The sequence below is a fragment of the Micromonospora mirobrigensis genome (genome assembly GCF_900091555.1).
GTDB classification, from domain to species: domain Bacteria; phylum Actinomycetota; class Actinomycetes; order Mycobacteriales; family Micromonosporaceae; genus Micromonospora; species Micromonospora mirobrigensis.
Genome location: NZ_FMCX01000001.1, coordinates 1,415,357 through 1,440,264 on the forward strand (window position 1 = coordinate 1,415,357; position 24,908 = coordinate 1,440,264).

Below are 24,908 nucleotides of genomic sequence, written 5' to 3' on the forward strand. Positions count from 1 at the left end.
GTCCGGGGAGCCGGCTGACTGAACGGCTGAGGCGTTGGTCACGCCCCCGGCCCCTGCCACACGTACCCGCGGCCCATGCCGCGGCGGGATGTTTTCCACTACAACTATTGGTCCGGAGCCTCCCCAGGACCCGGTTACGCAGGAGCCCGGCGGCCTGGCCGCCGGGCTCCTGTCGTCCTCCGGGGACCGGCCGGGCCCAGGTTTGCCGGGTTGCCCACTCCGGGCAGGATGACCTGGTGCCGACCCCACCTCCCGCGGACGTCATCGCGCCGCACCGACGCACCGTCGAAGAGATCGAGACCCGCTCCGCGTTCGACCGGCGGCTGGCCACCGGCAGCCTCGCCGGGGTCACCGTGCAGGGCCTGCGACTGGACCTCGACCCCGTCCCCGACCTGACCGGCGCCGAGGTCACCGGCACCCTCTTCGTGGGCTGCCGGTTCGCCGGCCGGGAGGTCGGCGCCGACCTGGTCCGGCGCGGCGCGAACGTGGTGCCGCCCTTCTCCGGCCTGCCGTACCCGACCCAGCCGTCCCACCTCTACAGCGCCGACGACCTGGCCGCCGGGTTCGCCGACGGCGGCTTCGCCGGCATGTACGACACCCGGGTGTACGAGCACTTCCGGGCGCACGGCGGGGCGCTGCCCGACGTCCGGGAGGCGCTCGGCCAGCGGCTGCACGACCACGGCGTGGACAACGCCCTGGCCGACGCGACCCGGGCCTGGCTGGACGCGCACGGGCCGCAGTCCGTGGTCGGCGTGATGGGTGGGCACGCGGTGCCGCGCGGCAGTGCCGCGTACCGGATGGCGGCCGTGCTGGGCTGGGAGCTGGCCCGGGCCGACCGGCTGGTGGTGACCGGCGGCGGGCCCGGCGTGATGGAGGCGGCCAACCTGGGGGCGTTCCTCTCCGCCTGGCCGGCCGACGAGCTGACCGCGGCGATCGACCTGCTCGCCACGGCGCCCGACTTCACCGACCACGACCGCTACACCGAGGTGGCGCTGCGGGTCCGCACCCGGTACGCGGCCGGGCCGACCCTGCCCGCGCAGCGCCCCGCCCCCGCCGACACCGGCTGGGCCCGCTCGGGCGGGCTCGCCATCCCCACCTGGCTGTACGGGCACGAGCCGGCGAACCTGTTCGCCGGCCGGATCGCGAAGTACTTCTCCAACGCGATCCGGGAGGACACCATCCTGCGGCTGGCCCGGGGCGGGATCGTCTTCGCCCCCGGCAAGGCCGGCACCGTGCAGGAGGTCTTCCAGGCGGCGACGAAGACCTACTACGGCACGGACGGGGCCAGCGGCGCGTACGTCTTCCTGGACCGGGCGTACTGGACCGACGAGCTGCCGGTCGAGGCGCTGCTGCGGCCCCTGCTCGCCGCCTCCCCGTTCGGCGACCTGTCGAGCACCGTCCTGCTCACCGACGACGTGCGGGAGGCGGTCGGGGTGCTGACCGCGTGAAAGGAGGGGCCCCTTCTTAACGCATAGCGTTAAGAAGGGGCCCCTGTTAACCGGCGGAGCCGGTTACTTCATCCGGGTGCCGGTGGAGCGCAGGTGCTCGCAGGCCTCGACGACCCGGGCGGCGAGGCCGGCCTCGGCGGCCTTGCCCCAGACCCGCGGGTCGTACATCTTCTTGTTGCCGACCTCGCCGTCGACCTTCAGCACGCCGTCGTAGTTGCGGAACATGTGGTCCGCGACCGGGCGGGTGAAGGCGTACTGGGTGTCGGTGTCGATGTTCATCTTGACCACGCCGTAGTCCAGCGCCTCGCGGATCTCCGACAGCAGCGAACCGGAACCGCCGTGGAAGACCAGGCTGAGCGGCTTCTCCTTGCCGTACTTGGCGCCGACCGCGTCCTGGATCTGCTTGAGGACCTCGGGGCGGAGCTTGACGTTGCCCGGCTTGTAGACGCCGTGCACGTTGCCGAAGGTCAGCGCCGCCATGTAGCGGCCCTTCTCGCCCAGGCCGAGCGCCTCCACCATGGCCAGGCCGTCGTCGACCGTGGTGTAGAGCTTGTCGTTGATGGCGTTCTCGACGCCGTCCTCCTCGCCACCGACCACGCCGACCTCGATCTCGAGGACGATCTTGCCCTTGGCGGCCTCGTCGAGCAGCTGCGCGGCGATCTCCAGGTTCTCCGCGACCGGCACGGCCGAGCCGTCCCACATGTGCGACTGGAACAGCGGCTCCTGGCCGGCCTTCACCCGCTCCTGCGAGATGCCCATCAGCGGGCGGACGAACTTGTCCAGCTTGTCCTTGGGGCAGTGGTCGGTGTGCAGGGCGATGTTGACCGGGTACTTCTTCGCCACCTCGTGCGCGTACGCGGCGAACGCCACCGCGCCGGTGACCATGTCCTTGACCGACGGGCCGGAGAGGTATTCCGCGCCACCGGTGGAGACCTGGATGATGCCGTCGCTCTCCGCGTCGGCGAAGCCCTTCAGCGCCGCGTTCAGGGTCTGGGACGAGGTCACGTTGATCGCGGGGTACGCGTACCGGCCAGCCTTGGCGCGGTCCAGCATCTCCGCGTAAGCCTCGGGGGAAGCGATGGGCATGTGATGCGCTCCTTACTTACCGCTGTCGGCCGTGCAGGCCGCTTCATTCCGTTGGTGCGCCGGACCGCGCTGTCCACCGCGGGAAGTATCCCGTAGAAGGTGGCGGCGGGCACAACCGACCCGTCACCGGCCCTCCAGCCGGTCCGGTACGGCCACGCTGATCAGCCAGCTCACCACCGCCATCACGATGGCACCCCAGAACGCCGCCCAGAAGCCGTCCACGTGGAACGGCAGGTCCAGCCCGCGGGCGATCCAGTCGGTGAGCAGGAACAGCAGCGCGTTCACGACCAGCGCGAACAGGCCCAGGGTGAGCAGGTAGAACACGCAGCCGAACACCTTGATTACCGGCTTGAGCACCGCGTTGACCACGCCGAAGATCAGCGCCACCACCAGCAGGGTGAGCGCAGTGTTCGCCCCGTTGCGCCCGGAGACCTCGACCCCGGGCACGATCAGCGTGGTGACCCACAGCGCGATCGCGGTGATCACCAGCCGGATCAGGAAACCCACCCCCTCATCCTGGCACCGCCCCGCCAGCCCGGTGGGCAATCCCCACGACTCGTCGCAGGGCGGCGACGCAGGGTGTTAACAGGGGGCCCTTCCTATACGAAAGGCGTTAACAGGGGGCCCTTCCTTCTCTCCGGGCGGCCGGCCGACGCAGCCCGTACGGTGGGTGGAGCAGCCGCCCGCCGAGATCCAGGGAGGGAAGATGGGTCAGCCCGACGAGGACTTCACCCCGAGCGACCACCTCGCTCCGGAGGAGCGGGGCCTGGAGGCGGAGCCGGCCGACGCGGTCGAGCAGGCCACCTCCACCGACCCCGGCGACGTCGAGCCCGAGCCGTACCGGGGCCTGGAGGTCGACGACTGGGACGCCCTGGAGCAGGCCCGGGTGGTCACCGGCGACGAGGACGACTACCGCTGACCGGCGCGCCCGGCCCCGCCCTGCCGGGCGGGACCGGTTCGAGGGTCAGTCCAGCGGGTTGACCCACCTGGGGTTCGCGGCCGTCCAGGCGGCCAGCCGGTCCGCGCGGAGCGCGGCGAAGAAGGCCGGCGCCGACCGGTCGAGCGCCACCCCGCCCGGCCGCCCTGCGGCGAGACCGGCCGGCACGGAGACCGCCACCGGTTCGGCCCGGGCCGCCGTCGCGCCCAGCGTGAGCAACTGCGGCAGGGTCGACCGGCCGGTCTCGGCGACCAGACCGCCGTCCAGCTCCCGCAGCAGCGACCCGAGCAGCACCGGATTGTCGAGCACACCCCGCTGGTCGATCCGGTGCAGCAGCGCGGCGGCGTAGCGCTGGGCGTTGCGGTCCCGGTCCAGGCCGCCCGACGGCAGCCCGTACCGCTGGCGGAGCAGGTCCACCGAGGCCGGACCGTCGAGGTGCTGGCAGCCGGCCGGGAAGACCCGGCGGGTGTGCGCCGAGGGGATCCGCCGGTCCAGGCAGACGTCCACCCCGCCCACCGCGTCGGTGAGCGTCCGCAGCACCGGGTACGTGAGCACCGCGCCGGCGTCGAGGCGTACGCCGGTCAGGTCGGTCACCGCCCGGCGGGTGGCCGCGTAGCCGGCGCGCAGGTCGGCCCGGTCCGCCCCGGCGGCGAAGGTCGCGTTCAACTTCTCGGCGCCCGACCCGCGCCCGGCGACCGGCAGGTCCCGGGGCACCGAGATCAGATAGAGCCGGCTCCGGTCGGCGGGAATGTGCACGATCAGGACCGAGTCGGCGCGCGACGGGCTGGAGTCGTCCGCCGCGTCCACCCCGAGCAGCAGCACGTTCAGCGCTTCGGTGGGAGTGTCGGACGTCGGGTGCCCGGCCAACAGCGGCGCCTCGGCCGGCCGGTCACCGAGGGTGCGTAGCTGCGGCACGCCCAGCCCGAGCACGCCGAGCAGGGCCAGCGCCGCCCCGGCCACGGCGGCTCCCCGCCGACGGCGGCGGCGGCGGGCCACCAGCCGGTCGATCGCCGCCCGTACCGGCCCGGTGGGCGGGGTCGACGGTTCGTGCCGGGCGAACGCGGCACGCAGCTCTTCCTCGGTCATCAGCAAGCCTCCGCGTATGTGGCCCGGAGCGTGGCGAGGGCACGGGAGATGGACGATCGGACGGTCCCCACCGCGCAGCCGAGGATCTCGGCGATCTCCGCGTCGGGCAGGTCCTCGTAGTAACGCAGCACCAGCGTGGCCCGCTGGCGGCGCGGCAGCCGGGACAGCCAGTCCCACACCTCGTCGCGGTCCACCGCGGACTGCGCGTGGTCCGTGGGCGCCGGCGGGCCGTCGTCCGGCTCGCCGCGCAGCAGCACCCGACGCACCCAGGAGCCGCGCCGCCAGTCGACGAACTGGTTGGTCAACATCCGGCGTACGTACCGCTCGGGCGAGTCGGCCCGGGCGATCCGGCGCCAGTTCAGCTGGGCCCGCACCATGGTGTCCTGCACCAGGTCCTGCGCCTGGTGCGGATCGCCGGTCAGCATGACCGCGTACCGCAGCAGCGCGGCCAGTCGCGCGTCGGCGAATTCCTCGTACGTCACTGCACCTCCCGGTGTCCCGACCGGATGACGGGCGCGGCTGCCCGGAACATTGCATTCGACACCGGTCAACCTTTTGGCCAGTCCCCGGCGCGGGAGGGGCGAACGGGTCCCCGAACCGCTTAAGGATCTCCTAAGCTGCGCTGGTTGCCTCGGCATCCCTTCTGGAGGAACCCCCACATGCACCCGCACCCGAACCGGCGTTGGCTGGCGGGGCTGGTCGTCGCAGGCGGGCTCGTCGCCGCCTCCGCCCTGCCCGCCGCCGCCGCCCCCGCTCCGGCGCCGATCCCCAACCTGCTCGCGCAGGACGTCAAGCTGTACGCCAACGACGTCGTCCTCGCGCCGGGCGGCCCGGGCAAGGACGTGGAGCTCTACGCGCTGACCGAGGGGCTCACCGAGTACACCGTCAAGGTGGACAGCAGCGCCGTCGCCGGCTTCGCCGAGCTGGGCAAGCCGTACCCGGACGAGGCATCGTGCACCACGGCCGGCGCGATCCTGACCTGCACCATCAAGAACAGCGACGACCCGGATGCCGGCCTGTTCTCCCTCCCGGTCAGCGCCCCGGCGACCGCGAAGGTCGGGCAGCGGGGTGACCTGGCCTTCACCGTCACCGCCCCGGGCGCCGGCACCGCGACGTTCCGCTCCACCGTCACGGTCGGCGAGGGTGTCGACCTGGCGGCCGGCAAGGACGTCAACCTCAAGGGTGCGCCCGGTGCCACGGTCGCGGCCCCGCTGACCCTGACCAACGCGGGCGACCGCGCCGTCGACGGCGCGGTCCTGCTGGTCTTCGCCGGCTACAACTTCGCCCCGTCCCAGCGCTACCAGAACTGCGAGTACGCGGCCGAGGGCCCGCTGGACAACACCTTCGCCTGCACCTTCGACGGCAAGGTCGCGCCGGGTGAGACCCGGACCGTCGACTCGTCGTTCAGCTTCACCGTCCCGCCGGACGCCCCGGCGCCGAACAGCGACTTCGGCTTCTTCGCCTGGCTGACCAAGGCCGACTGGCAGGAGCTCCGCGACGGTTTCGGCGTGTTCGGCAACGCGCAGGCGAAGGGCGCCACCGGCACGCTGAAGCTGGAGACGCCGCGGACCGCGCAGGCCAACCCGCAGACCGACACCGACCTGGACAACAACGCGGCCGGCCTGACCATCGAGGTCACCGGCAAGCAGGCGGCGGACGTGGCCGCGGTGGGCGCCACCGGCAAGGGCGTGCTGCGCAGCACCGTCCAGACGACGGTCGGCTTCCTCAACCGGGGCCCGGCGGCGGTCAACGTGAGCGGCGACAACGCCCTGTGGGTCCTCGCCAAGGTCACCGTGCCGGTGGGCGCCACCGCGGTGCAGGTGCCGGACGAGTGCTTCCCGGCGGACAAGGGCGGCAGCGGCGACGGTGAGACCGTGACCGGCAAGTCGGCGTACTACTGCTTCAGCCCGGAGGTCGTCGGCCGGGACGCGAAGGCGGAGTTCCGGTTCGGGTTCCGCATCGACAAGGCCGGCCCGTTGACCGGTGCGGTCGAGCTGGCCACCGGCTTCGACGAGATGTTCCAGGGCGACCTGAACCCGGCCAACGACAAGGCCTCGATCGTGCTCAACCCGGCGCCCGCCGCCAGCCCGACCCCGAGCACCGGTGGCACCGCCGCCCCGAGTGACGGTGCGGGCGGCGGCCAGGGCGGTGGCCTGCCGGTCACCGGCACCCCGGCCGGCCTGATCGCCGGCATCGGCGGTCTGCTGCTGGTGGCCGGCGCGGCCGGCTACCTGGTGGCGAAGCGCCGCCGGACCCGCTTCGTCGCCTGACCCACTCCCCACCCGACGCAGCCCCGTCGGCCCGCACCGGGCCGGCGGGGCTGCGTCGTGACACAGCGCCGGTCAGCGGACCGGAAAGCCGCCACCCGTCGCGACCGGGTGCGGGCCGGTCGGGGCCTGAGCGGGACCGGGGTCGCGTACCCTTTGTGGCCGTGGACACAGCAGAGAAGACCCGGGTGATCTCGGAGAGCGTCGCCCTGAACCCGCTCGACCCCAAGGATCTGTTGCACACCTTCGGGTTGATCGGCGTCTGGGTGATCCTCTTCGCCGAGACGGGTCTGCTCGTCGGCTTCTTCTTCCCGGGCGACTCGCTGCTCTTCCTGGCCGGGGTGGCCGCCTCGCCGGTCGCCGACGCGATGTTCGGTGACGGCACCCGGATCTCGCTGGCGGGCCTGCTGATCGGCGGCCCGATCTGCGCCATCCTGGGCGCGCAGCTGGGGCACTGGCTGGGTGCCCACTACGGTCGCCGGATGTTCGAGCGGCCCAACTCCCGGCTGTTCAAGCAGGAGTACGTGGACAAGGCCGAGTACTACTTCAAGAAGTTCGGCCCGGCCAAGGCCGTGGTGCTGGCCCGCTTCATCCCGATCGTGCGGACCTTCCTCAACCCGGTCGCCGGGGTGCTGGGGATGCCGGCCCGGCAGTTCCTGATCTGGAACATCGTCGGCGCGATCCTCTGGGTGGACGGCATCCTGCTGATCGGCTACCTGCTCGCCGAGCAGATCTACAACGCCATCGGCGACAAGATCGACCGGTACATCCTGCCGGTGGTGGCGGTGATCATCCTGATCTCGGTGCTGCCGATCTTCTTCGAGTTCCTCCGGGACCGCCGGGCCCGCAAGCGCGGCGAGGCGGTCGCGGTGGTCGCGGCGGCCAGCGCGGCCGGTGCGGTCGACGCCGTCCGGGACGCCTTCGACCACGGCGAGCACCACCGGCACGAGGCGCCGCGGGAGCAGGGCCGAGGCACCGTGTACGGCCGCCCGCAGCAGACCCCGCAGCCCGGCCACGACCAGCCGGGGCACGACCAGCCCGGCTACGGCCAGCCGACCCAGGGTTACGAGGGGCAGTCCGACCCGCGGCGCCCGGAGCACGGCCAGGGCTGGTAGCGCGTACGCCGATGGCCGGGTTCCCTGGTGGGGACCCGGCCATCGGCAACCCCGGCCGGCAGCCCGGCGGGGTCAGGTCAGTGACGCCGCCCGCGGACGGGCAGGCGTCATCGCCCGGTGGTGGCGCCACCCCTTGCTCGCCACCCGACACCGCCCCGGCGCGGGACGGCCCGGACCGTTCGCGTCAGCGGGCCTTCTTGGTGGCCCGCTTGCGCGGCGGGGTGAGCAGGTCCGCGATCGTGGCGATCGCGGAGGGCACCAGTCGGTAGTACGCCCACACACCACGCTTCTCCCGCTCCAGCAAGCCGGCCTCGGTGAGGATACGAAGGTGGTGGCTGACCGTCGGCTGGGAGAGGCCGAGCGGCGCGGTCAGGTCGCACACGCACGCTTCGCCCTCGGGGGCCGACTGGATCAGGCTGAGCAGGCGGAGCCGCGCGGGATCCGCGAGGGCCTTCAGGACCCCCGCGAGCCGCTCGGCATCGGCACGTTCGATCGGCTCGCCGGCAAGCGGCGAGATCTGAGGCATGGTCATTTCAGCCAACGCAGTTCCCACGAATTCCATCCTTCCACCAGCACCATCGATCTGCCTGCATATCGGCAAATCCGAATCGGCAAACTTTTACGCCAGAAGGCCGAGGTCAGCCAACGTATAGGCCGCCAGATAAGGCAGTCCGGCGGCTCGCACCGCGTCGCCGGCTCCTCGATCAACAATAACGGCCACGCCCACCACCTCGGCCCCGGCCTCTCGAAGGGCCTCGACGGCGGTCAACACACTGCCGCCGGTGGTCGAGGTGTCCTCGACCGCCAGCACCCGACGACCGGCCACGTCCGGACCCTCGATCCGCCGCTGCAAGCCGTGCGCCTTGCCCGCCTTGCGGACCACGAACGCGTCCAGCGGCTGGTCGGCGGCGGAGGCCGCGTGCAGCATCGACAGCGCCACCGGGTCGGCGCCCAACGTCAGGCCACCGACGGCGTCGTACTCCCAGTCGGCGGTCAACTCCCGCATCACCCGACCGACCAGCGGCGCGGCGAGGTGATGGAGCGTGACCCGACGCAGATCGACGTACCAGTCCGCCTCGCGGCCGGAGGAGAGCACCACCCGACCGTGCACGACAGCCAGGTCAGCAATGAATTTACGCAGGTCGTCGCGGTCCCCCATGGCGATGAGGGTACTGCTCAACTCTGGGAGCCGTGTGCGGGGTCCACCCGGGTCAACCCTGCGGGCGACCGATGGGTGACGATGTACGACTACCGTGTGCAACCGGGCCGGCATGTGCCAACCGGGTACGGCGTCCCGCCGGGGAGGCGGCCGGCGTACCGACCCCGGTCAGGATCACTGACCGTCGATCCGTCCGCGGATGTCCCGCGTCACCCGGTGCAGCAGCCACTGCGGGGCGTGCCGCAGCCCCGCCACGGCCGCCTTGTACTTCCACGAGGGAACGCTCACCAACTTGCCTTTACGCAGGTCACGAAGGGCTTCGTCGACCACGTCGTCGGCCCGGAGCCAGGCGGCGGCGGGGATGCCGGACATGTCGATGCCGGCCCGGTCGTGGAACTCGGTACGCGTGTAGCCGGGGCAGAGCGCCATCACGCGTACGCCGAACGGGCGGGCGGACTGGCCGACGGACTCGCTGAAGTTGGTCACCCATGCCTTGCTGGCCGGGTAGGTCGAACCGGGCGCGATGGCTCCGAAACCGGCAACCGAAGAGACATTTATCACTGCCCCGTGCCGCCGCCGGGTCATCTGCTGAAGGGCGGCGAGGCTCAGTCGCAGCACCGCGTGCACGTTGAGCCGGAGCAGCCGGCTCTCGTCCTCGGCGGTGGAGCGCAGGAACGGCCGGTTGAGGCTGATCCCGGCGTTGTTCACCAGCAGGTCGACCGGTGGCTGCGCGGCGAGCCGCCCCTCGACGGTGGCGCAACCGTCGTCGGTGGACAGGTCGGCGGGGAGGGTGACCACCTGCCGCCCGTACCGGGAGGTCAGCTCGGTGGCCGTGGCGTCGAGCCGGGCGGCGTCCCGGGCCACCAGCACCAGGTGCCAGCCGTCGGCGGCCAGCCGGCGGGCGAACGCCGCGCCGATGCCGGCGGTCGCGCCGGTGATCAGCGCCCACCGCTCGGTGGTGGGGTCCTCGGTCGTCACGGGCGGTCCTCAGCGGGGCGGGAACGGGGGCGTCACCGGCGGGGCGGCCGGTGCCCGGCGACCGCCGAACCAGGCGTTCGCGGCCGGCACGGCCAGCAGCGCGGCCACCACAACGTAGCCGAGCGCCTGGGCAACGGAAAGCCCCGCGTTGACCGGAATCCACCACGACGGGTACGCGTCGCCGACCAGGCCCAGCAGGTCGCCGCTGACCCGTCCGCCGCCCAGCCGCAGCGGCGCCGCCCGCTCGCCCACCACCGCGGCGACGCTGCAACATCCGCAGAGCAGGCCCAGCCCGCACACCACCCAGGTCGCCACCCGCGCGCCCCGACGCCCGGCCAGCAGGCCGACGATCAGGCCGACGAGGAGCAGGGCGGCCAGCACCGTCACCACCGCCGACAGCACGGCGGAGACGCGGATCAGGGTGACCACGGTGTCGACCTCGTCGGGCCGGGCCGTGGTGGCACCGGCCGCGCTCCGGAACTCCTCGACGGTGCCGCCGAGGACGACCAGGGTGGTGACCGCGTAGGCGAGCGCGCCGGCCACCATCAGCGCCAGCACCGCCGCCGCCAGGGTCACCGCCGCGGGTCGGCGGACCGGCGCGACCTCGGGGTACGACACGACTGATCCCTCCGGTAGGCGTCGGGTTGCAACCTACTCGGAGGGATCGTCGGCGTCGCGCTTATCGGTGCGTCAGCTTCCGGCCGGCCGCTCCGGGTCCGGCCGGTCGGTCGGCGGCTGGTCCGGACCGGACGGGGGCGCGGCCGGCGGCTGCCACTGCTCGTGCCCCTGCGGCTGACCAGGCTGACCAGGCTGCCCGGGTGCCGGCGGCCAGCCCGGCTGGCCGGCTTCCGGCTGGCCCGGCTGCCCCGGGTACGACGGCTGCCCCGGGTACGACGGCTGCCCCGGCTGCGGGTAGCCCGGGTAACCCGGCTGCCCCGGCTGACCACCCTGCGGATAACCAGGCTGACCGGCCTGCGGGTAGCCCGGGTAGCCCGGCGCGGGCGGCTCCCAACCGTGCTTGGGCTTGCGGAAGAACTCGTTGGCCTGCGGCATGGCGAGCAGGACCAGCGCCGCGAGCAGGCTGAGCAGGGCGAGCACGCCGAGCAGGGTGCTGACCGGCTGGACCCAGGAGGGCAGCGCCTCCTCCAGCCGGCGCTGGATCTCCTCGGAGCTGGGCATGTTGCCGTCGCCGGAGGCGCCGCTGCTGTTGATGAAGCCGCCCGACGCGTTGCTGACCAGGCCGCCACCGGTGCAGCAGACCATGATGCCGCCGAGCACCCAGGTGGTGATCCGGGCGCCGTTGCGGCCCCGGTTGTTGAGCAGCGCCAGCACGACCAGGGCGATCGCGATCAGCAGCACCAGGATCGCGCCGCCGATGCTGGCGGCGAAGGCGATGTCGCCGACCGCCTCGGCGCCCTCCACGTTGCTGCCGGAGTAGGCGTCCTTGAGCACTTCGCGGACCTTGCCGGCGGTGGTGAGGCTGATGATCAGGTTGATCAGCTCGATGGCGGCCACCGCCATCAGCAGGTAACTCGAAATCGTCACGACGGACGGCCGCACCCGGGCCGGTGGTGTGCTGTGGGAATCGACCACGATTCTCCTTCCCTAGATCGCGCCCACACCGTATCGACCGGGGGCCAGCGGGGCACGACGGAAGGAGCGGACCCGCCGGGGATCAGTCGCGGTCGGCGCCACGGAGCCGCCGGTGCTCGGCGGTCACCACCCCGAGCAGGAACAGGTCGACGGCCAGGTTGACCACCGCGCCGAACTGGTTGACGGTGAAGTTGAAGACCTGCCCGAACAGCAGGTCGACCAGGAGTGCCAACTTGAACAGCCGGAACGCGCCGAGCCGGTCCCCGCGCAGGCGCACCGCCCCCCGGAGGCTGAGCGTCGCGGTGATCAGCGCGGCGATCAGGACACCGAGCACCGCGCCCCACTCGCGCTGCTGGTCCAACTCGCCGGTGGCCACGTCCAGCGCCACCGCGATCACCGTCGCCAGCGGCTCGACCAGCAGGTAGACCACGACCGGCCAGACCAGCCAGCGGCGCTCGGTCAGCCAGACCACCAGCCGGCGGGACCGCCCGGCCCAGCGTCGCCAGAACCGCACCGGTGGCGGTTCGCGTCGGGGCACCGCGTCGAGCAGTGTGCCGAGCGCCGCCTCGACCTGTGCGCCGGAGCCCCGCGCCAGCCGCCGCACGGCCACGCGACGCCGGTCGGTCAGCCCGCCCGGCAGGCCGCCGAGCACCATGTCCAGCGCGTTCGCCGCCCGTTCGGCGGGGGTCAGCCGGATCCGGCCGCGGACCGCCTGGATGAGGACCACCAGCAGGGCGAACGCGCCGTAGATGATGCCGGCGGCGGGGGCGTAGAAGTAGTCGGTCCGGGTGGTGACGAACTTGCCCACCTCGTCGATGAAGAGCCCGAAGCCGATCCCGCCGACGATCGCGCCGGCCGTCCGGGGTCCGCCGCCGAGGAAGACCAGCGCGATGCCGAGCCCGACGGCGAGCAGCAGCCCGCCCCAGAGCACGTGCGCGATGTGCAGCCCGCCCCCGCCCAGCTGGGGATAGCCGGTGGCCTGGAGGTACGCCCGGACGGCCAGCACGGTGACCACCCCGGAGAGCACGAACGCCTGGAGGTACGCGGCAGCGTCGACCGCCCGGGTCGGCACCCGCCGGAGCAGCCAGCCCCACCCCGGGCGGGGTGGACGGCGGGCGGGCGACATGCCCCGAACCTAGTAGCCGCGCCACTCCGTTCGGGCGTACTCCAGCACCCTGGGCTGCAACAACGTGGAGGCGGGTACGTCGAGCCGGCCCCGGTCGGCGGGGAAGGTGGCCGCCGCGGCGAGCACCGCCGGGGTGAGGAACCGCAGCGGTGGGGCGTCGTCGGGCAGCGCCAGCGGGGGCGGGACCGTCCCCGGGGCGGCGAGCACGAACCCCCAGTCGCCGAAGCTGGGCACGTCCACGTGGTACGGCACGGTGGCGAAGCCGGCGGCGCGTACCGACGCCTCGATCGACCAGTACGAGCGGGGCGCGAAGTACGGCGAGCCGGACTGCACCACCAGCCGCGCGGCGGGTGCCAGCACGGAGCGGATCAGCGCGTAGAACTCGACGCTGTAGAGCTTCGCGGTGGCCGTCTCGTCCGGATCGGGCAGGTCGGCCACCACCACGTCGAACCGGTCGGTGGCGGTACGCAGCCAGCCGAACGCGTCGAGGTTGAGCACCCGGACCCGGGGGTCGGCGAACGAGTTGCCGTTGAGGGCCCGCAGCTGCGGCTCGGTGCGGGCGATCCGGACCACCGCCGGGTCGAGGTCGACCACGGTGACCCGGCGTACGTCGGGGTATTTCAGCAGCTCACGCACGGCGAGCCCGTCGCCGGCGCCGAGCACCAGCACCTCGCCGTGCGGGCCGCGCATCGCCGGGTGCACCAGTGACTCGTGGTAGCGGTACTCGTCGACGGAGCTGAACTGGAGGTCGCCGTTGAGGAAGAGCCGCAGGTCGGTGTCGGCGTGGCCGACCTCGCGCACCGACCGGGTCAGCACGATCTCCTGGTAGCGGCTGCGTTCGGCGTGCACGACCGGGTCCCGGTAGAGCTGCTGCCGGGCGGTCACCTCGAAGTCGGCGGCGGTGATCCAGGCGTAGGAGAGGCAGAGGGCGACCACGACGGCGCCGGCGCCGAGCCCGGCGCGCGCCCGGCGGCTCAGATCCCGGCGGAACACCGTGCCGACCAGCACCAGGCCGGCGACCGCGTTCACCGCGCCGACCACCAGCGCGCCCTTGAGTTGGCCGAAGACCGGGATGAGCAGGAACGGGAAGGCCAGCCCGCCGAGCAGCGCGCCGACGTAGTCGGCAGCGAACAGGTCGGCCACCGCGCTGCCGGCGGACTGCTCGCGGATGCGTTGCAGCATCACCATCAGCAGCGGGATCTCCGCGCCGATCAGCAGGCCGAGCAGGAACGCGGTGCCGACCAGCGCCGGGCCGTAGAGGTCCAGCCAGGCGAACGCGGCGTAGAGGCCGAGCACCGACAGGCCGCCGAAGAGGGCGAGCAGCAGCTCGATCGCGGCGAACGCGGCGGCGGCCCGGGACTGCAACGGCTTCGCGGCGAGGGCGCCGACGCCCATCGCGAAGACCATCACGCCGAGCACGATCGACGCCTGCCCGACCGCGTCGCCGATCAGGTAGCTGCCGAGGGCGACCAGCGCCAGCTCGTACACCAGACCGCAGGCCGCGCAGACGAAGACCGCGAGCAGCACCCCGGCGCGGGCCACCCGCCACCGCGCGGGGGCGGCCGGCACGTCGGTGGTCACGCCTTTTCCCGGGTACGCGACGACGCCGTGTCCGCCCCGGCGCGCTGCGCGGGTGCGACCACCCGGGGCTGCCTGCGGCGTTGCACGACCCCGACGGTCAGCAGCAGCGCGGCGAGCAGCAGCAGGCCGAGCGTGGCGAGCAGCCAGCCGAAGCGGTCCCGCAGGAAGTCGCTGCCGGCGGCGGGCAGCGGCGTCGGACCGGCCGGACCGGCGCTGGGGGTGGCGGCCGGCTGGGCGAGCCCGGCCTCCACGGCGAGCAGCGGCAGCATCACCGCGGCGCGGGTGACCGCCCAGCCGGGGTCGTCGACGAAGGCGTCCTCGTCGAGCCCGAGCCGGTCCAGCCCGGACCGGATCGTGGACAGTTCGGCGTACCCGATGTCCGGGGAGCCGGTGACCCGGACGACCGCGGAGTCGCTGCTCTCGCTGCTCGCCGAGGTGTAGGTGACCGCGCCGGTCACCTGCACCCAGCGCGGGCAGGCCGGGTTGCCCTCCACCGCTACCCCGTCGCCGAGGTTGGAGCCGACGTTCACCGGGTCGGAGCCCCAGCCCTCGTTCAGCGACCAGCCGTAGCAGATGCCCTGGTCGTCGGCGGCGCGGGCGAGCAGCGGCACGGTGTCGGCCCGCTCGTCGACCGCCGGGGCCGGCACGTCGGTGCCGGAGTCGCCACCGCCGAAGATCGAGCCGAGGACGCAGGCGGCGAGCCCACCGAACAGGGTGACCGAGAACAGCACCTTCTTCCACGCCGGCGCCCTGGCGCTGCTCACCGGGTTCGTCGCGCCGGTCGTGCCGTGGTCCGCACCGACCATCAGCTGATCGCGGCGGCGATGATCGCGCCGGTGGCCAGGTGGACGACGCCGGAGACCCAGACGGCGGGGTGCGGCTCGGGGTCGACCAGGATCTCGCCGAGCCGGCCCGGGGTGGCCAGGTCCAGCAGCACGAACGCCGCGGCCATGATCAGCAGCCCGAGCAGCCCGTACGCGGCCGCGCCGACCAGGCCGAGGGCGAAGTCGTCGGCGCTCGCGGCGATCGCGGCCACCACGATGGTGCCGACGCCGGCCAGGTTCGAGGCGAGCAGCAGCGCCGCGTTGCGGTTGCGCTGCGCCCAGATCAGCTCGTGGAGCTTGCCGGGGGTGGTCAGGTCGACCAGGAGGTAGCCGACGGCCATCAGCACCACACCGACCGCGCCGTAGGCGAGCGTGACGACCAGATCGGTGACCAGGTTCTGCACAGGGAACTCCAGGATTCTCTCGTCGGATCGGGTCACTTGCCGGCGCCGGGGCCGCCACCCCGCACGGTGCTGCCCCGACCCCAACCCCAGTAGCTGCCCACCGTGGAGTGGTAGCGCGGGTACGCGGTCCGCATCCGTTCCAGCAGGATCACCGAGCCGGTGGCGATCGGCAGGATCACCACCGAGTCGTCGTCGTAGCGCAGGTAGACGCCGCTGCCGTCGACGTACTGGTCGGCCGGCTTCCAGGCGCCGGTGACGTCCTTCGCCACCTGGCTGGGCGCCCGGTTCGACGTGTACGCGACCGCGTCCGAGCCGACGTCCCGGGAAGCGGCCCGGGTGTAGTGGTCCTGCACGTAGCCGCGTGGCGAGAAGTTGCCGTAGAAGATCGCGAAGGCCGCCACCAGGGCGCCGATCACGGCGAACGCCACCCCCAGCACGAACCACCGTCGGTAGGTCATCGGGTTACCGCCGTCTCGGTCAGGACCAGCTCGTTGGTCTGCGGGTACGCGTGCCAGGTGCGCCAGGCCACCGACCCGTCGGGCATCCGCGGGCGGACGGCCAGCGCGGTCACCGCGTCCGGGTCACCCGGAAAGACCCCGACCAGCGCGTACGGGTCGCCGGCCAGGTCGGCGCGGAGCGCGGCGACCCGGGCGCGCAGCCCGTCGCCGGGCGGCCGGAGCACGACGGCGGTGAACCGGTAGCCGGTCGCCTCGTCGTGCAGCGCGGTGGGCAGCGCGGGGGGCCGCCCCGGCAGGCAGGCCACCGTCTCGGTGAGGTCGCCGCAGACGACCTGGTGGGAGGCGCCGAGCAGGCGCAGCCGCAGGGTCGGCCCGCCGGGCAGGGTCAACTCCCGGACGTGCAGCGCGGGTCGTTCCGGGCCGCCCAGGGTCAGGCTCAGGTCGGCGGCGCTGGTGTCGACGTACGGGGCGTGCAGGGTGACGAGCACGCTCAGGCCACCTTCTCCGGGCCGCCCTGCGGGTAGATCATCACCTCGGCCCGGTGCAACTGCTCGCCGCGGGCCACCTCCCAGCCGGCCTCCCCGTACGCCTCGAAGGCGAGCCGGGCGCCGTCCTGGGCGCGGTAGTCGTGGTAGCGGACCGTGCCGCTCGGGTCCAGCCCGGTGGTGCCGGTGGCCGAGTAGCGGGCCTGGCCGGACTCCTCCCAGGAGTACCGGCGGCCGTCGAGGTCGAGAGTGGGCGCGCCGGGGGCGAGGGTGGCGCCCGGTTCGGCCGTCCAGAGCACCAGCTCCAGGTCCGGGTCCTCCTCCACGGAGATCCAGCGCTTCGCGCCGGCGGCGTCGTCGAGCAGGTGCTCCACCCAGCTCCACGCCCCCTCGACCAGGTGCACCGAGCCGCGGACCGCGTACGACACGCCCCGGATCTCGACGATGTCGCCCGGCTTGAGACCACGCGGGTCACCGCGCAACGCGTCGGCGTCGGTGTCCCGGAACGGGTCGGCCGGGCCGCCGCGGGCGCGCGGCCGGGACCGCGAGCGCAGCACCGCCACCACGGCGATCACCACTCCGGCCACCGCCAGCAGACACCCCAGCGCCAGGACCAGGTACCCCAGATCACGACTCACCCCGACCGCCCTCCCACGTGCGTCGCGGTGACGGTAACAACCGCCCGCATCCGGCGACACCGGAGGAATCCTGAGTGACCGAACAGTGACCCGCGGCACGTCGGCCCGGCGGGGTCAGCCGGCCGCGAGGCGGTCGGCGGCGTACTCCCGGAGGGTCGCCTTGTTCATCACGCAACCGGTGAAGGTGGTGAACTCGCCCTTGTCGTCGCGCAGTTCCTTCCAGGCGTCCCGCCCGGCTTCCGGGTCGACGGCCGCAAGCAGCGTCGCCGCGTACGCCTTGCCGGCCGGTGAGCCGTGCTTGAGCAGCCAGCGGACCTGCTTGCGGGCCTCCTGCGGGTGCTCGCCGAGCGCCGCCTCGACCCGCCGGTACGCCTCGGTCACCGGGAGCACCTGCGAGGCGATGCCCACCCCGCCGAACGCCACGGTGTCGGCCTTCGCCAACTCCTTGACGGCGGCGTCGAGTTCCTTGTCCTTCTTCCCCATGCCCAACATGCCCTCATCCTTTCCCCGCCGGCCCCGTCCTCACCCTGTGGATCAAGGCATTCGACGCGTTAACAAGGGGCCCCTCCTATACCAGATGCGTTAAGAAGGGGCCCCTGCTTACGCCTCAGGCGGCGGTGACCGCCAGGGCGTCCTTGCTGTCGGCGAGGTCGACCCGGACGGTGTCGCCGTCACGGATCTGGCCGGCGAGCAGCGCCCTGGCGAGCTGGTCGCCGATCGCCGACTGGACCAGTCGGCGCAGCGGCCGGGCGCCGTAGATCGGGTCGTACCCGTGCTCGGCCAGCCACCCACGTGCGGACTCGGTGATGTCCAGCGCCAGGCGACGATCCGCAAGACGGCTTCGCATACGGTCGAGCTGGATGTCCACGATGGCCCGCAGGTCGGCGCCCTGAAGGGCGGCGAAGACCACGATGTCGTCGAGCCGGTTGAGGAACTCCGGCTTGAAGTGCGACCGGACCACCGCGAGGACGCCCTCCCGGCGCTGCTCCTCGGCCAGCGTCAGGTCGCTGATCACCGACGACCCGAGGTTGGAGGTGAGGATCAGGATCGCGTTGCGGAAGTCGACCGTACGACCCTGGCCGTCGGTGAGCCGACCGTCGTCGAGCACCTGGAGCAGGATGTCGAAGACGTCCGGGTGGGCCTTCTCCACCTCGTCCAGCAGGATCACCGAGTAGGGCCGGCGGCGCACCGCCTCGGTGAGCTGGCCGCCCTCCTCGTAGCCGATGTAGCCGGGCGGGGCGCCGACCAGGCGGGCCACGGAGTGCTTCTCGCCGTACTCGCTCATGTCGATGCGGACCATGGCCCGCTCGTCGTCGAAGAGGAACTCGGCGAGTGCCTTGGCCAGCTCGGTCTTGCCGACACCTGTCGGCCCGAGGAAGAGGAAGCTGCCCGTGGGGCGGTCCGGGTCGGCGACACCGGCCCGGGCCCGGCGCACCGCGTCGGAGACGGCGCCCACCGCCTCGGCCTGGCCCACCACCCGGGAGCCCAGCGACTCCTCCATCCGGAGCAGCTTGGCGGTCTCCCCCTCCAGCAGCCGGCCGGCGGGGATGCCGGTCCAGGAGGCGACCACGGCGGCGATGTCGTCCGCGCCGACCTCCTCCTTGAGCATGGCGCCGTCGGCCTGGAGCCCGGCCAGCTCCTCCTCGGCCTGCTTCAGCTCGACCTTGAGGGCGGGGATCCGCCCGTAGCGCAGCTCGGCGGCGCGCTCCAGCTCGCCGTCCCGCTCGGCCCGCTCGGCCTCGCCGCCGAGGCGCTCCAACTCCTCCTTGGCGGTGGAGAGCTTGGTGATGTGGCTCTTCTCGGTCTGCCAGCGCTCGGAGAGGGCGGTCAGCTGCTCGCGCTTGTCGGCCAACTCCTTGCGCAGCCGCTCCAGCCGCTCGGCGGAGGCGGCGTCCGGCTCCTTGGCCAGCGCCATCTCCTCGATCTCGAGGCGGCGGACCGCCCGCTCGATCTCGTCCACCTCGACCGGCCGGGAGTCGATCTCCATGCGCAGCCGGGAGGCGGACTCGTCGACCAGGTCGATCGCCTTGTCCGGCAGGAACCGGTCGGTGATGTAGCGGTCGGAGAGCGACGCGGCGGCGACCAGCGCGGCGTCGGTGATCCGTACGCCGTGGTGCACCTCGTAGCGCTCCTTGAGGCCGCGCAGGATGCCGATGGTGTCCTCGATGGTCGGCTCGCCGACCAGCACCGGCTGGAAGCGGCGCTCCAGCGCCGGGTCCTTCTCGATGTGCTCGCGGTATTCATCCAGGGTGGTCGCGCCGACCATCCGCAGCTCGCCGCGGGCCAGCATCGGCTTGAGCATGTTGCCGGCGTCCATCGAGCCCTCGCCCTTGCCGGCGCCGACGACGGTGTGCAGCTCGTCGAGGAAGGTGATGACCTGGCCGTTCGAGTTCTTGATCTCCTCCAGGACCGACTTCAGCCGCTCCTCGAACTGGCCGCGGTACTGCGCGCCGGCCACCATCGCGCCGAGGTCGAGCGAGACCAGCTTCTTGTCCCGCAGCGACTCGGGCACGTCGCCGGCCACGATCCGCTGGGCCAGGCCCTCGACGATCGCGGTCTTGCCGACGCCGGGCTCGCCGATCAGCACCGGGTTGTTCTTGGTACGCCGGGAGAGCACCTGGATCACCCGGCGGATCTCGGAGTCCCGGCCGATCACCGGGTCGATCTTGCCGTCCCGGGCGCTGGCGGTCAGGTCCACGCCGTACTTGGCCAGGGCCTGGTAGGTCTGCTCGGGGTCGGCGGTGGTGACTCGCCGGTCCCCGCCCCGCACGGTCGGGAAGGCGGCGACCAGGTTCTCCTCGGTGGCGCCGGAGTTGCGCAGCGCGACGGAGACCGCGCCACCCACCCGGGCCAGGCCGGCGAGCAGGTGCTCGGTGGAGGTGTACTCGTCGCCCAGCGGCCGGGCGATCTGCTCGGCGGCACCGATGGCGTTGACGAACTCGCGGGCCAGCGTGGGCTCGGCGATGCTGGAGCCGCGCGCGGCTGGCAGGGCGTCGACCGAGCGCTGGGCGACCCGGCGCAGCTCGGCGGGGTCGGCCCCGACGGCGCGCAGCAGGCCGGCGGCGGTCGAACCCTCGGTGTCGAGCAGGGCGAGCAGCAGGTGCCAGGGCTCCACGGTGGCGTGCCCTCGCTGGTTGGCCTGGGCGACGGCACCGGTGATGGTCTCGCGGCTCTTGGTGGTGAGGCGTTCCGTGTTCATGGGCTCCCCCGGATCGGCGTGTCCACTAGGAAGGACACAACCAGAGTTGAGCCTATTCCGCTCAACTCCACAGATGTGACGGTCGCCACTCCTGGGCGCGTACCGCGCGTCGGAACTACCCAAGGGAACTACATAAACTAAATATTCAGCACGCCTCTTATGTAGTTCCCAGCAAGGTGGCTCCGATGCGAAGCTTCGCCAACCTCGACGTGCTGATCGGCCAGGTCCCCGGTGCGGTGGTCAACGCGCTGCTCACCGTGGACGTGGGCCGCGGGTCGGAAGCGCTCTACCGCGACCAGCTGCCCGGTCTCCTCAGCCAGCTGGCCAACCGTGCGAGGGTGGCCAGCATCACCGCCTCGTCAGCGATCGAGGGGGTGGTGGTGCCGGATCGGGCACGCGCGGATCGGATCCTCGCCGGCAGGGTCAGCCACCTGCGCAACCGAAGCGAACAGGAACTGGCCGGATACCGCGATGCCCAGGACTACCTCTTTCAGAGCTCGTGGCGTCCGCTCAACAGCGGCCTGCTGCTGCACCTGCACAAGATGCTGTTCGCCCACACAGCGGGACCCGGAGGTCGGTTCAAGACCGAGGACAACCTCGTCGTCGATCGCAACGCCGCGGGTGATCTCACCGTTCGTTTCCGCCCGGTGCAAGCCGCAGACACCCCCTTCTACGTCTCGGAGCTCATCGACCGCTACCGCCACGAGGCGTCCGCTCAGCGCCACCACCCGGTGCTCCTGGTGGGCCTCTTCGCGCTAGATCTCCTTGTCATCCATCCCTTCGAGGACGGCAACGGACGGGTGACCCGGGCACTGACCAATGCTCTGCTGATGGAGGCGGGCTACACCGTCTCCCGCTACGTCAGCCTGGAACAACGGATCGCCGAGACGGCAGACCTCTACTACCAGGCGCTGCTGGACTCCACCCACGGCTGGCACGAGGATCAGGCTGATCCATGGCCCTGGCTGGGTTACTTCGTGGATGTCCTCGCCAACGCCTACCGCACCTTCGCGCAACGGGCGGCCGCGGACCGCTCCGACGGTTCCAAGCAGGACCGGGTACGCGATTATGTCCTGAACCACGCACCTCTCGTGTTCCGGGTGGCAGACATTCGCACCGCACTACCAGGCGTGAGCGATCCGACCATCCGCGTGGTCCTCGATCGACTCCGTCGGGAGGGCGCCATCTTCCCAGAGGGGCTGGGACGCGGCGCGACGTGGCGACGCGCAGTCCGATGATCGGATCCCATCCGGCGTCCGGCCTGCACGGCGTACGCCGGGTAGCCTCTCCCGGGTGCGAGTACGTGTCGAACAGACCCCCCTCCCGGGAATCGGTGTCCGTCATGACCTCATGACGGAGTCCGGTCGCCGGCTCGGCGTGGTCTCCCACCGCAATGGCCGCCGCGACCTCGTCCTGTACGACCCGGACGATCCCGACTCCTGCCAGCACGACATCCCGCTCACCGACGACGAGGCGGAGGCGCTGGCCGACATCCTCGGCGCGTCGCTGATGCTCGGCCAGCTCGCCGGACTGCGCGACCAGGCGGCCGGCCTGCTCACCGAGCAGATCGTGATCCCGGCCGGGTCGAAGTACGTCAACAAGCGGCTCGGTGACACCAAGGCACGCACCCGCACCAGCGCCTCGATCGTGGCGGTCCTCCGCAACGGCGAGGTCAACGTGTCGCCCGACCCCACCTTCCGCTTCGCGGCCGGTGACGTGGTGGTCGTGGTCGGCACCCGTCAGGGCCTCGACGGGGTCACCTCGATCCTCGCCGAGACTCCGGACGGCTGACGCGTATGCACCAAACCGCCAAACTGCTCATCGAGGTCGGCGCCCTGCTGCTCCTGCTCGGCCTGCTCGGGCGGCTCAGCCGGCGCTTCGGCCTCTCCCCCATCCCGCTGTACCTGCTCGCCGGGCTCGCCTTCGGCCACGGCGGGCTGCTGCCGCTCAACGCCAGCGAGGAGTTCTTCGCCGTCGGCGCCGAGATCGGCGTGATCCTGCTGCTGGTCATGCTCGGCCTGGAGTACAGCGCCAACGAACTGGTCGGCAACCTCCGCTCGGCGGCCCCCGCCGGGCTGATCGACGCGGCACTCAACGCCCTGCCCGGCTTCGCGTTCGCGATGCTGCTCGGCTGGGGCTGGGTGGCCGGGGTGGTGCTCGCCGGCATCACCTGGGTCTCGTCGTCCGGCGTGATCGCCAAGGTCCTCGGCGACCTGGGCCGGGTGGGTAACCGGGAGACCCCGGTGATCCTCTCCGTGCTGGTCATCGAGGACCTGGCCATGGCGCTCTACCTGCCCCTGGTCACCGCGCTGCTGGCCGGGGTCGGCCTGGTCAAGGGCGGCGTCGCGCTCGGCGTCGCGGTGCTCACCGTGGTCGTCGTGCTGGTGGTCGCCATCCGGTACGGCCACCTGATCTCCGCCGCGCTCTCCGCCAAGGACCCGGAGGCGCTGCTGCTCGGCGTGCTCGGGTTGACCCTGCTGGTCGCCGGCCTGGCCGCCGAGCTCCAGGTCTCCGCGGCGGTCGGCGCGTTCCTGGTCGGCATCGCGCTCTCCGGGCCGGTGGCGCACCACGCCACCGAGCTGCTCTCCCCGCTGCGGGACCTCTTCGCGGCGGTCTTCTTCGTCTTCTTCGGCCTGGTCACCGACCCGAAGGACATGCCGCCGGTGCTGCTGCCGGCGCTGGCGCTGGCCGTGGTCACCATGGCGACGAAGCTGCTCACCGGCTATCTGGCCGCCCGGCGGGTGGGCATCGCCGAGCCCGGCCGCTGGCGGGCCGGCCTGGCGCTGATGCCGCGCGGCGAGTTCTCCATCGTCATCGCCGGGCTCGCGGTCGCCGCCGCCCATCCGGTCGATCCCCGGCTGGCCGCGCTGGCCACGGCGTACGTACTGATCACCGTGGTGACCGGGCCGATGCTGGCCCGGCTGCCCGACTTCGCCTGGTTCAAGGCGTGGTTGCGGCGGCGCGCGGTGGCGAGCCGGCCGCCGACCCCGGTGCCGACCGGCGACTGAGCCGCCCGAGCGCCGGGGCGGGTCGGCCGTCCGGTCGACCCGCCCCGGCATCCGGTGGGGAAGAACTCCCGGTCCGGGGCTTCCGCCGCAGGCCAGCGGCGCGCTACCGTGTCGCCCCAGCAGGCAGGGCTCGCGGGTGGCGGGTGCCCCCCGCGGGCGAACGCGGAAGGTTGGCCGGTTGACCGTGCAGGAGTCGACGTTCCACGGCTTCGCCAACCCCGTCGACCCGTCGCCGGCGGAGTTGCGGTCGTGGGCCTACCAGCCCGACTCGGTTCCGCTGGCCTCGATGCCGCCGGACTGGGACCTGCTGGTCGCCGGTGACCACCTGGTGGTCACCCTCTTCGACCTGGCGATGGACCCGGCCTGCCCGGCCCGCCGGTTCGCGCTGCACTGCCTCTACATCTACGCCGCCGACGGCATCCGGACGAACTTCCGGGCCCACCCGAAGCGGCGCTTCCGCAAGCTGGTCGAGCAGGCCGAGCGCTCCGGCGACGAGCCGATGCGGACCTGGGCGCACAACAGCCGGGTGCTGCTGGCCCGCCCGCAGCTCTTCGTCTACCGGGACTGGTGCGAGGGCGGCCTGGTCCGGGAGGACCGCAAGATCGGCTGACCGCACCGCCGGGCCCACGCCGGACGGCGAACGGGCCGGGACCCCCCGTGGGTCCCGGCCCGCACGTCGGCGGATCGTCAGCCTTCCGATCCGCCCTGGTCGCGGCGTCTCGCCTCGTTTCGCCCCTGGTCGACGCCGTGGTCGACCTGGTCGGCGAACCTGCCGTTCTTGATCCGGTCGGCGAAGCGGCCCTCGGTGACCCGGTCGAATCTCTCCCGGACGTTCTCGGCCACCTTCTCGAGCCGGTCCTCCGCCTGCTGGGCAACCTTCTTCGCCGATTCCGCCATGGCTCCCCCTGCCATTGGAGTCCGGATTGAGTTGGTTGGACCTGTTTCCGAGGCTAGCGGAACGGCCGGAGCCGCCGCAGGAGATCGGTGGAGAACCCCGAGATGCGGCGAACGGCGGCGTCCCGGGTGGGGACACCGCCGTTCGCGGAGGATTGGGGAGTCGGGCGGTCAGCGTTCCGGGTTGCGGCGGGGGCGCCAGACGACCAGCGCCGTCGAGGTGCGCGAGGTCGGCACCAGGTCACCGCGCGGGAAGCCGCCCAGCCCGGACTCCAGCTCGGCGATCCGCCGGTACGCGGCGTCCAGCTCCGCCTCCAGCCGGGCCACCCGCTGCTGGGCCTGCTCCAGCAGGCGCTCCAGGCCGATGATCCGCTTGACCCCGGCGAGGTTGACCCCCTCGTCCTGGCTGAGTCGCTGCACCTCGCGCAGCAGCACCACGTCCCGGACGCTGTACCGACGGCCACCACCGGTGGCCCGGCCGGCCTGCACCAGGCCGAGCCGGTCGTACTGGCGCAACGTCTGCGGATGCATCCCGGCCATCCGCGCCGCGACCGAGATCATCAGAACCTTGGCCTCGTACCCGGCGTCATCCGAACCGACGTACTCGCTCGACATCCCGCTC

Annotated in this window: 27 protein-coding genes and 1 pseudogene; 8 read left to right on the forward strand and 20 right to left on the reverse strand. The window is 72.5% G+C overall.

Going from position 1 to position 24,908, the window contains the following annotated elements:
* Nucleotides 1-236: 236 nt before the first annotated feature.
* Nucleotides 237-1,448 carry an LOG family protein gene (locus GA0070564_RS06725; protein WP_091603928.1) on the forward strand — a complete coding sequence of 404 codons (1,212 nt, stop codon included), beginning with the start codon at nt 237-239 and terminating at the stop codon, nt 1,446-1,448.
* 63 nt (nt 1,449-1,511) lie between these two features.
* On the opposite strand, the gene fbaA is transcribed toward GA0070564_RS06725, so the two are convergent.
* Together fbaA and GA0070564_RS06735 are read right to left on the reverse strand one after the other, a co-directional pair.
* Nucleotides 1,512-2,534, reverse strand: a complete 1,023-nt coding sequence (gene fbaA / locus GA0070564_RS06730) for a class II fructose-bisphosphate aldolase (RefSeq protein WP_091603930.1) — start codon at nt 2,532-2,534, stop codon at nt 1,512-1,514.
* Between the two features lie 123 nt (nt 2,535-2,657).
* Nucleotides 2,658-3,041 carry a phage holin family protein gene (locus tag GA0070564_RS06735; RefSeq protein ID WP_091603933.1) on the reverse strand — a complete coding sequence of 128 codons (384 nt, stop codon included), beginning with the start codon at nt 3,039-3,041 and terminating at the stop codon, nt 2,658-2,660.
* Between the two features lie 199 nt (nt 3,042-3,240).
* Between GA0070564_RS06735 and GA0070564_RS06740 the strand changes: the two genes are divergently transcribed.
* Nucleotides 3,241-3,453, forward strand: coding sequence for a hypothetical protein (locus GA0070564_RS06740; protein WP_091604699.1), 213 nt, complete (start codon nt 3,241-3,243; stop codon nt 3,451-3,453).
* Between the two features lie 45 nt (nt 3,454-3,498).
* Here GA0070564_RS06740 and GA0070564_RS06745 read toward each other — a convergent pair whose 3' ends face one another.
* Together GA0070564_RS06745 and GA0070564_RS06750 are read right to left on the reverse strand one after the other, a co-directional pair.
* Nucleotides 3,499-4,557, reverse strand: coding sequence for an LCP family protein (locus GA0070564_RS06745; RefSeq protein ID WP_091603935.1), 1,059 nt, complete (start codon nt 4,555-4,557; stop codon nt 3,499-3,501).
* Nucleotides 4,557-5,039 (reverse strand): SigE family RNA polymerase sigma factor, encoded by a 483-nt coding sequence (locus tag GA0070564_RS06750; protein WP_091603937.1) that lies wholly within the window; start codon nt 5,037-5,039, stop codon nt 4,557-4,559. Before GA0070564_RS06750 ends, GA0070564_RS06745 begins: the two co-directional genes overlap by 1 nt.
* A gap of 177 nt (nt 5,040-5,216) precedes the next feature.
* Here GA0070564_RS06750 and GA0070564_RS06755 point away from each other — a divergent pair, with 177 nt between their 5' ends.
* The gene (locus tag GA0070564_RS06755; RefSeq protein WP_091603939.1) at nt 5,217-6,827 is read left to right on the forward strand and encodes a hypothetical protein; all 1,611 of its coding nucleotides are present in this window, start codon (nt 5,217-5,219) and stop codon (nt 6,825-6,827) included.
* Between the two features lie 155 nt (nt 6,828-6,982).
* Nucleotides 6,983-7,765, forward strand: a pseudogene (locus GA0070564_RS06760) (DedA family protein); the annotation flags it as partial.
* 358 nt (nt 7,766-8,123) lie between these two features.
* Here the strand turns inward: GA0070564_RS06760 and GA0070564_RS06765 are convergent.
* From GA0070564_RS06765 to clpB, 14 genes are all read right to left on the reverse strand, one after another.
* Entirely contained in the window at nt 8,124-8,501 is a 378-nt protein-coding gene (locus GA0070564_RS06765; RefSeq protein WP_088969178.1) for an ArsR/SmtB family transcription factor, read from the reverse strand.
* Nucleotides 8,502-8,558: 57 nt separating this feature from the next.
* A complete protein-coding gene (pyrE, locus tag GA0070564_RS06770) occupies nt 8,559-9,098 on the reverse strand; it encodes an orotate phosphoribosyltransferase (protein WP_091604702.1) in 540 nt (179 codons plus the stop codon).
* Nucleotides 9,099-9,272: 174 nt separating this feature from the next.
* Nucleotides 9,273-10,076, reverse strand: coding sequence for an SDR family NAD(P)-dependent oxidoreductase (locus GA0070564_RS06775; RefSeq protein ID WP_091603943.1), 804 nt, complete (start codon nt 10,074-10,076; stop codon nt 9,273-9,275).
* A gap of 9 nt (nt 10,077-10,085) precedes the next feature.
* A complete protein-coding gene (locus GA0070564_RS06780; RefSeq protein ID WP_091603946.1) occupies nt 10,086-10,694 on the reverse strand; it encodes a hypothetical protein in 609 nt (202 codons plus the stop codon).
* A 72-nt stretch (nt 10,695-10,766) separates the two neighbouring features.
* Nucleotides 10,767-11,621: a hypothetical protein gene (locus tag GA0070564_RS06785; protein WP_245669823.1), complete on the reverse strand. Its 855-nt coding sequence runs from the start codon at nt 11,619-11,621 to the stop codon at nt 10,767-10,769.
* Between the two features lie 130 nt (nt 11,622-11,751).
* The gene (locus tag GA0070564_RS06790) at nt 11,752-12,741 is read right to left on the reverse strand and encodes a hypothetical protein (protein ID WP_176730590.1); all 990 of its coding nucleotides are present in this window, start codon (nt 12,739-12,741) and stop codon (nt 11,752-11,754) included.
* Nucleotides 12,742-12,804: 63 nt separating this feature from the next.
* Entirely contained in the window at nt 12,805-14,376 is a 1,572-nt protein-coding gene (locus tag GA0070564_RS06795; RefSeq protein WP_091603955.1) for a polyamine aminopropyltransferase, read from the reverse strand.
* Complete coding sequence (locus GA0070564_RS06800) at nt 14,373-15,182, reverse strand: hypothetical protein (RefSeq protein WP_245669824.1); 810 nt, start codon at nt 15,180-15,182, stop codon at nt 14,373-14,375. Before GA0070564_RS06800 ends, GA0070564_RS06795 begins: the two co-directional genes overlap by 4 nt.
* The gene (locus tag GA0070564_RS06805) at nt 15,182-15,604 is read right to left on the reverse strand and encodes a DUF350 domain-containing protein (RefSeq protein WP_091603958.1); all 423 of its coding nucleotides are present in this window, start codon (nt 15,602-15,604) and stop codon (nt 15,182-15,184) included. Before GA0070564_RS06805 ends, GA0070564_RS06800 begins: the two co-directional genes overlap by 1 nt.
* A 32-nt stretch (nt 15,605-15,636) precedes the next feature.
* Complete coding sequence (locus tag GA0070564_RS06810) at nt 15,637-16,062, reverse strand: DUF4247 domain-containing protein (RefSeq protein WP_091603961.1); 426 nt, start codon at nt 16,060-16,062, stop codon at nt 15,637-15,639.
* Nucleotides 16,059-16,550 (reverse strand): DUF2617 family protein, encoded by a 492-nt coding sequence (locus GA0070564_RS06815; protein ID WP_091603964.1) that lies wholly within the window; start codon nt 16,548-16,550, stop codon nt 16,059-16,061. The genes GA0070564_RS06810 and GA0070564_RS06815 overlap by 4 nt, the downstream gene beginning before the upstream one ends.
* A 2-nt stretch (nt 16,551-16,552) precedes the next feature.
* A complete protein-coding gene (locus GA0070564_RS06820; RefSeq protein ID WP_091603967.1) occupies nt 16,553-17,185 on the reverse strand; it encodes a DUF4178 domain-containing protein in 633 nt (210 codons plus the stop codon).
* Nucleotides 17,186-17,299: 114 nt separating this feature from the next.
* Nucleotides 17,300-17,677 carry a hypothetical protein gene (locus tag GA0070564_RS06825; RefSeq protein ID WP_091603970.1) on the reverse strand — a complete coding sequence of 126 codons (378 nt, stop codon included), beginning with the start codon at nt 17,675-17,677 and terminating at the stop codon, nt 17,300-17,302.
* 115 nt (nt 17,678-17,792) lie between these two features.
* Nucleotides 17,793-20,384: an ATP-dependent chaperone ClpB gene (gene clpB / locus GA0070564_RS06830; protein ID WP_091603973.1), complete on the reverse strand. Its 2,592-nt coding sequence runs from the start codon at nt 20,382-20,384 to the stop codon at nt 17,793-17,795.
* A 185-nt stretch (nt 20,385-20,569) separates the two neighbouring features.
* On the opposite strand from clpB, the gene GA0070564_RS06835 reads away from it, so the two are divergent.
* From GA0070564_RS06835 to GA0070564_RS06850, 4 genes are all read left to right on the forward strand, one after another.
* Entirely contained in the window at nt 20,570-21,622 is a 1,053-nt protein-coding gene (locus GA0070564_RS06835; protein WP_091603976.1) for a Fic family protein, read from the forward strand.
* A 55-nt stretch (nt 21,623-21,677) separates the two neighbouring features.
* Complete coding sequence (locus GA0070564_RS06840) at nt 21,678-22,175, forward strand: cation:proton antiporter regulatory subunit (RefSeq protein ID WP_091603979.1); 498 nt, start codon at nt 21,678-21,680, stop codon at nt 22,173-22,175.
* Nucleotides 22,176-22,180: 5 nt separating this feature from the next.
* Entirely contained in the window at nt 22,181-23,392 is a 1,212-nt protein-coding gene (locus GA0070564_RS06845; protein ID WP_091603982.1) for a cation:proton antiporter, read from the forward strand.
* A gap of 178 nt (nt 23,393-23,570) precedes the next feature.
* Nucleotides 23,571-24,002: a hypothetical protein gene (locus GA0070564_RS06850; RefSeq protein ID WP_091603985.1), complete on the forward strand. Its 432-nt coding sequence runs from the start codon at nt 23,571-23,573 to the stop codon at nt 24,000-24,002.
* A 77-nt stretch (nt 24,003-24,079) separates the two neighbouring features.
* On the opposite strand, the gene GA0070564_RS06855 is transcribed toward GA0070564_RS06850, so the two are convergent.
* Complete coding sequence (locus GA0070564_RS06855; protein ID WP_091603988.1) at nt 24,080-24,289, reverse strand: hypothetical protein; 210 nt, start codon at nt 24,287-24,289, stop codon at nt 24,080-24,082.
* Nucleotides 24,290-24,457: 168 nt separating this feature from the next.
* Nucleotides 24,458-24,901: a heat shock protein transcriptional repressor HspR gene (locus GA0070564_RS06860; RefSeq protein ID WP_091603991.1), complete on the reverse strand. Its 444-nt coding sequence runs from the start codon at nt 24,899-24,901 to the stop codon at nt 24,458-24,460.
* Nucleotides 24,902-24,908 lie beyond the last annotated feature (7 nt).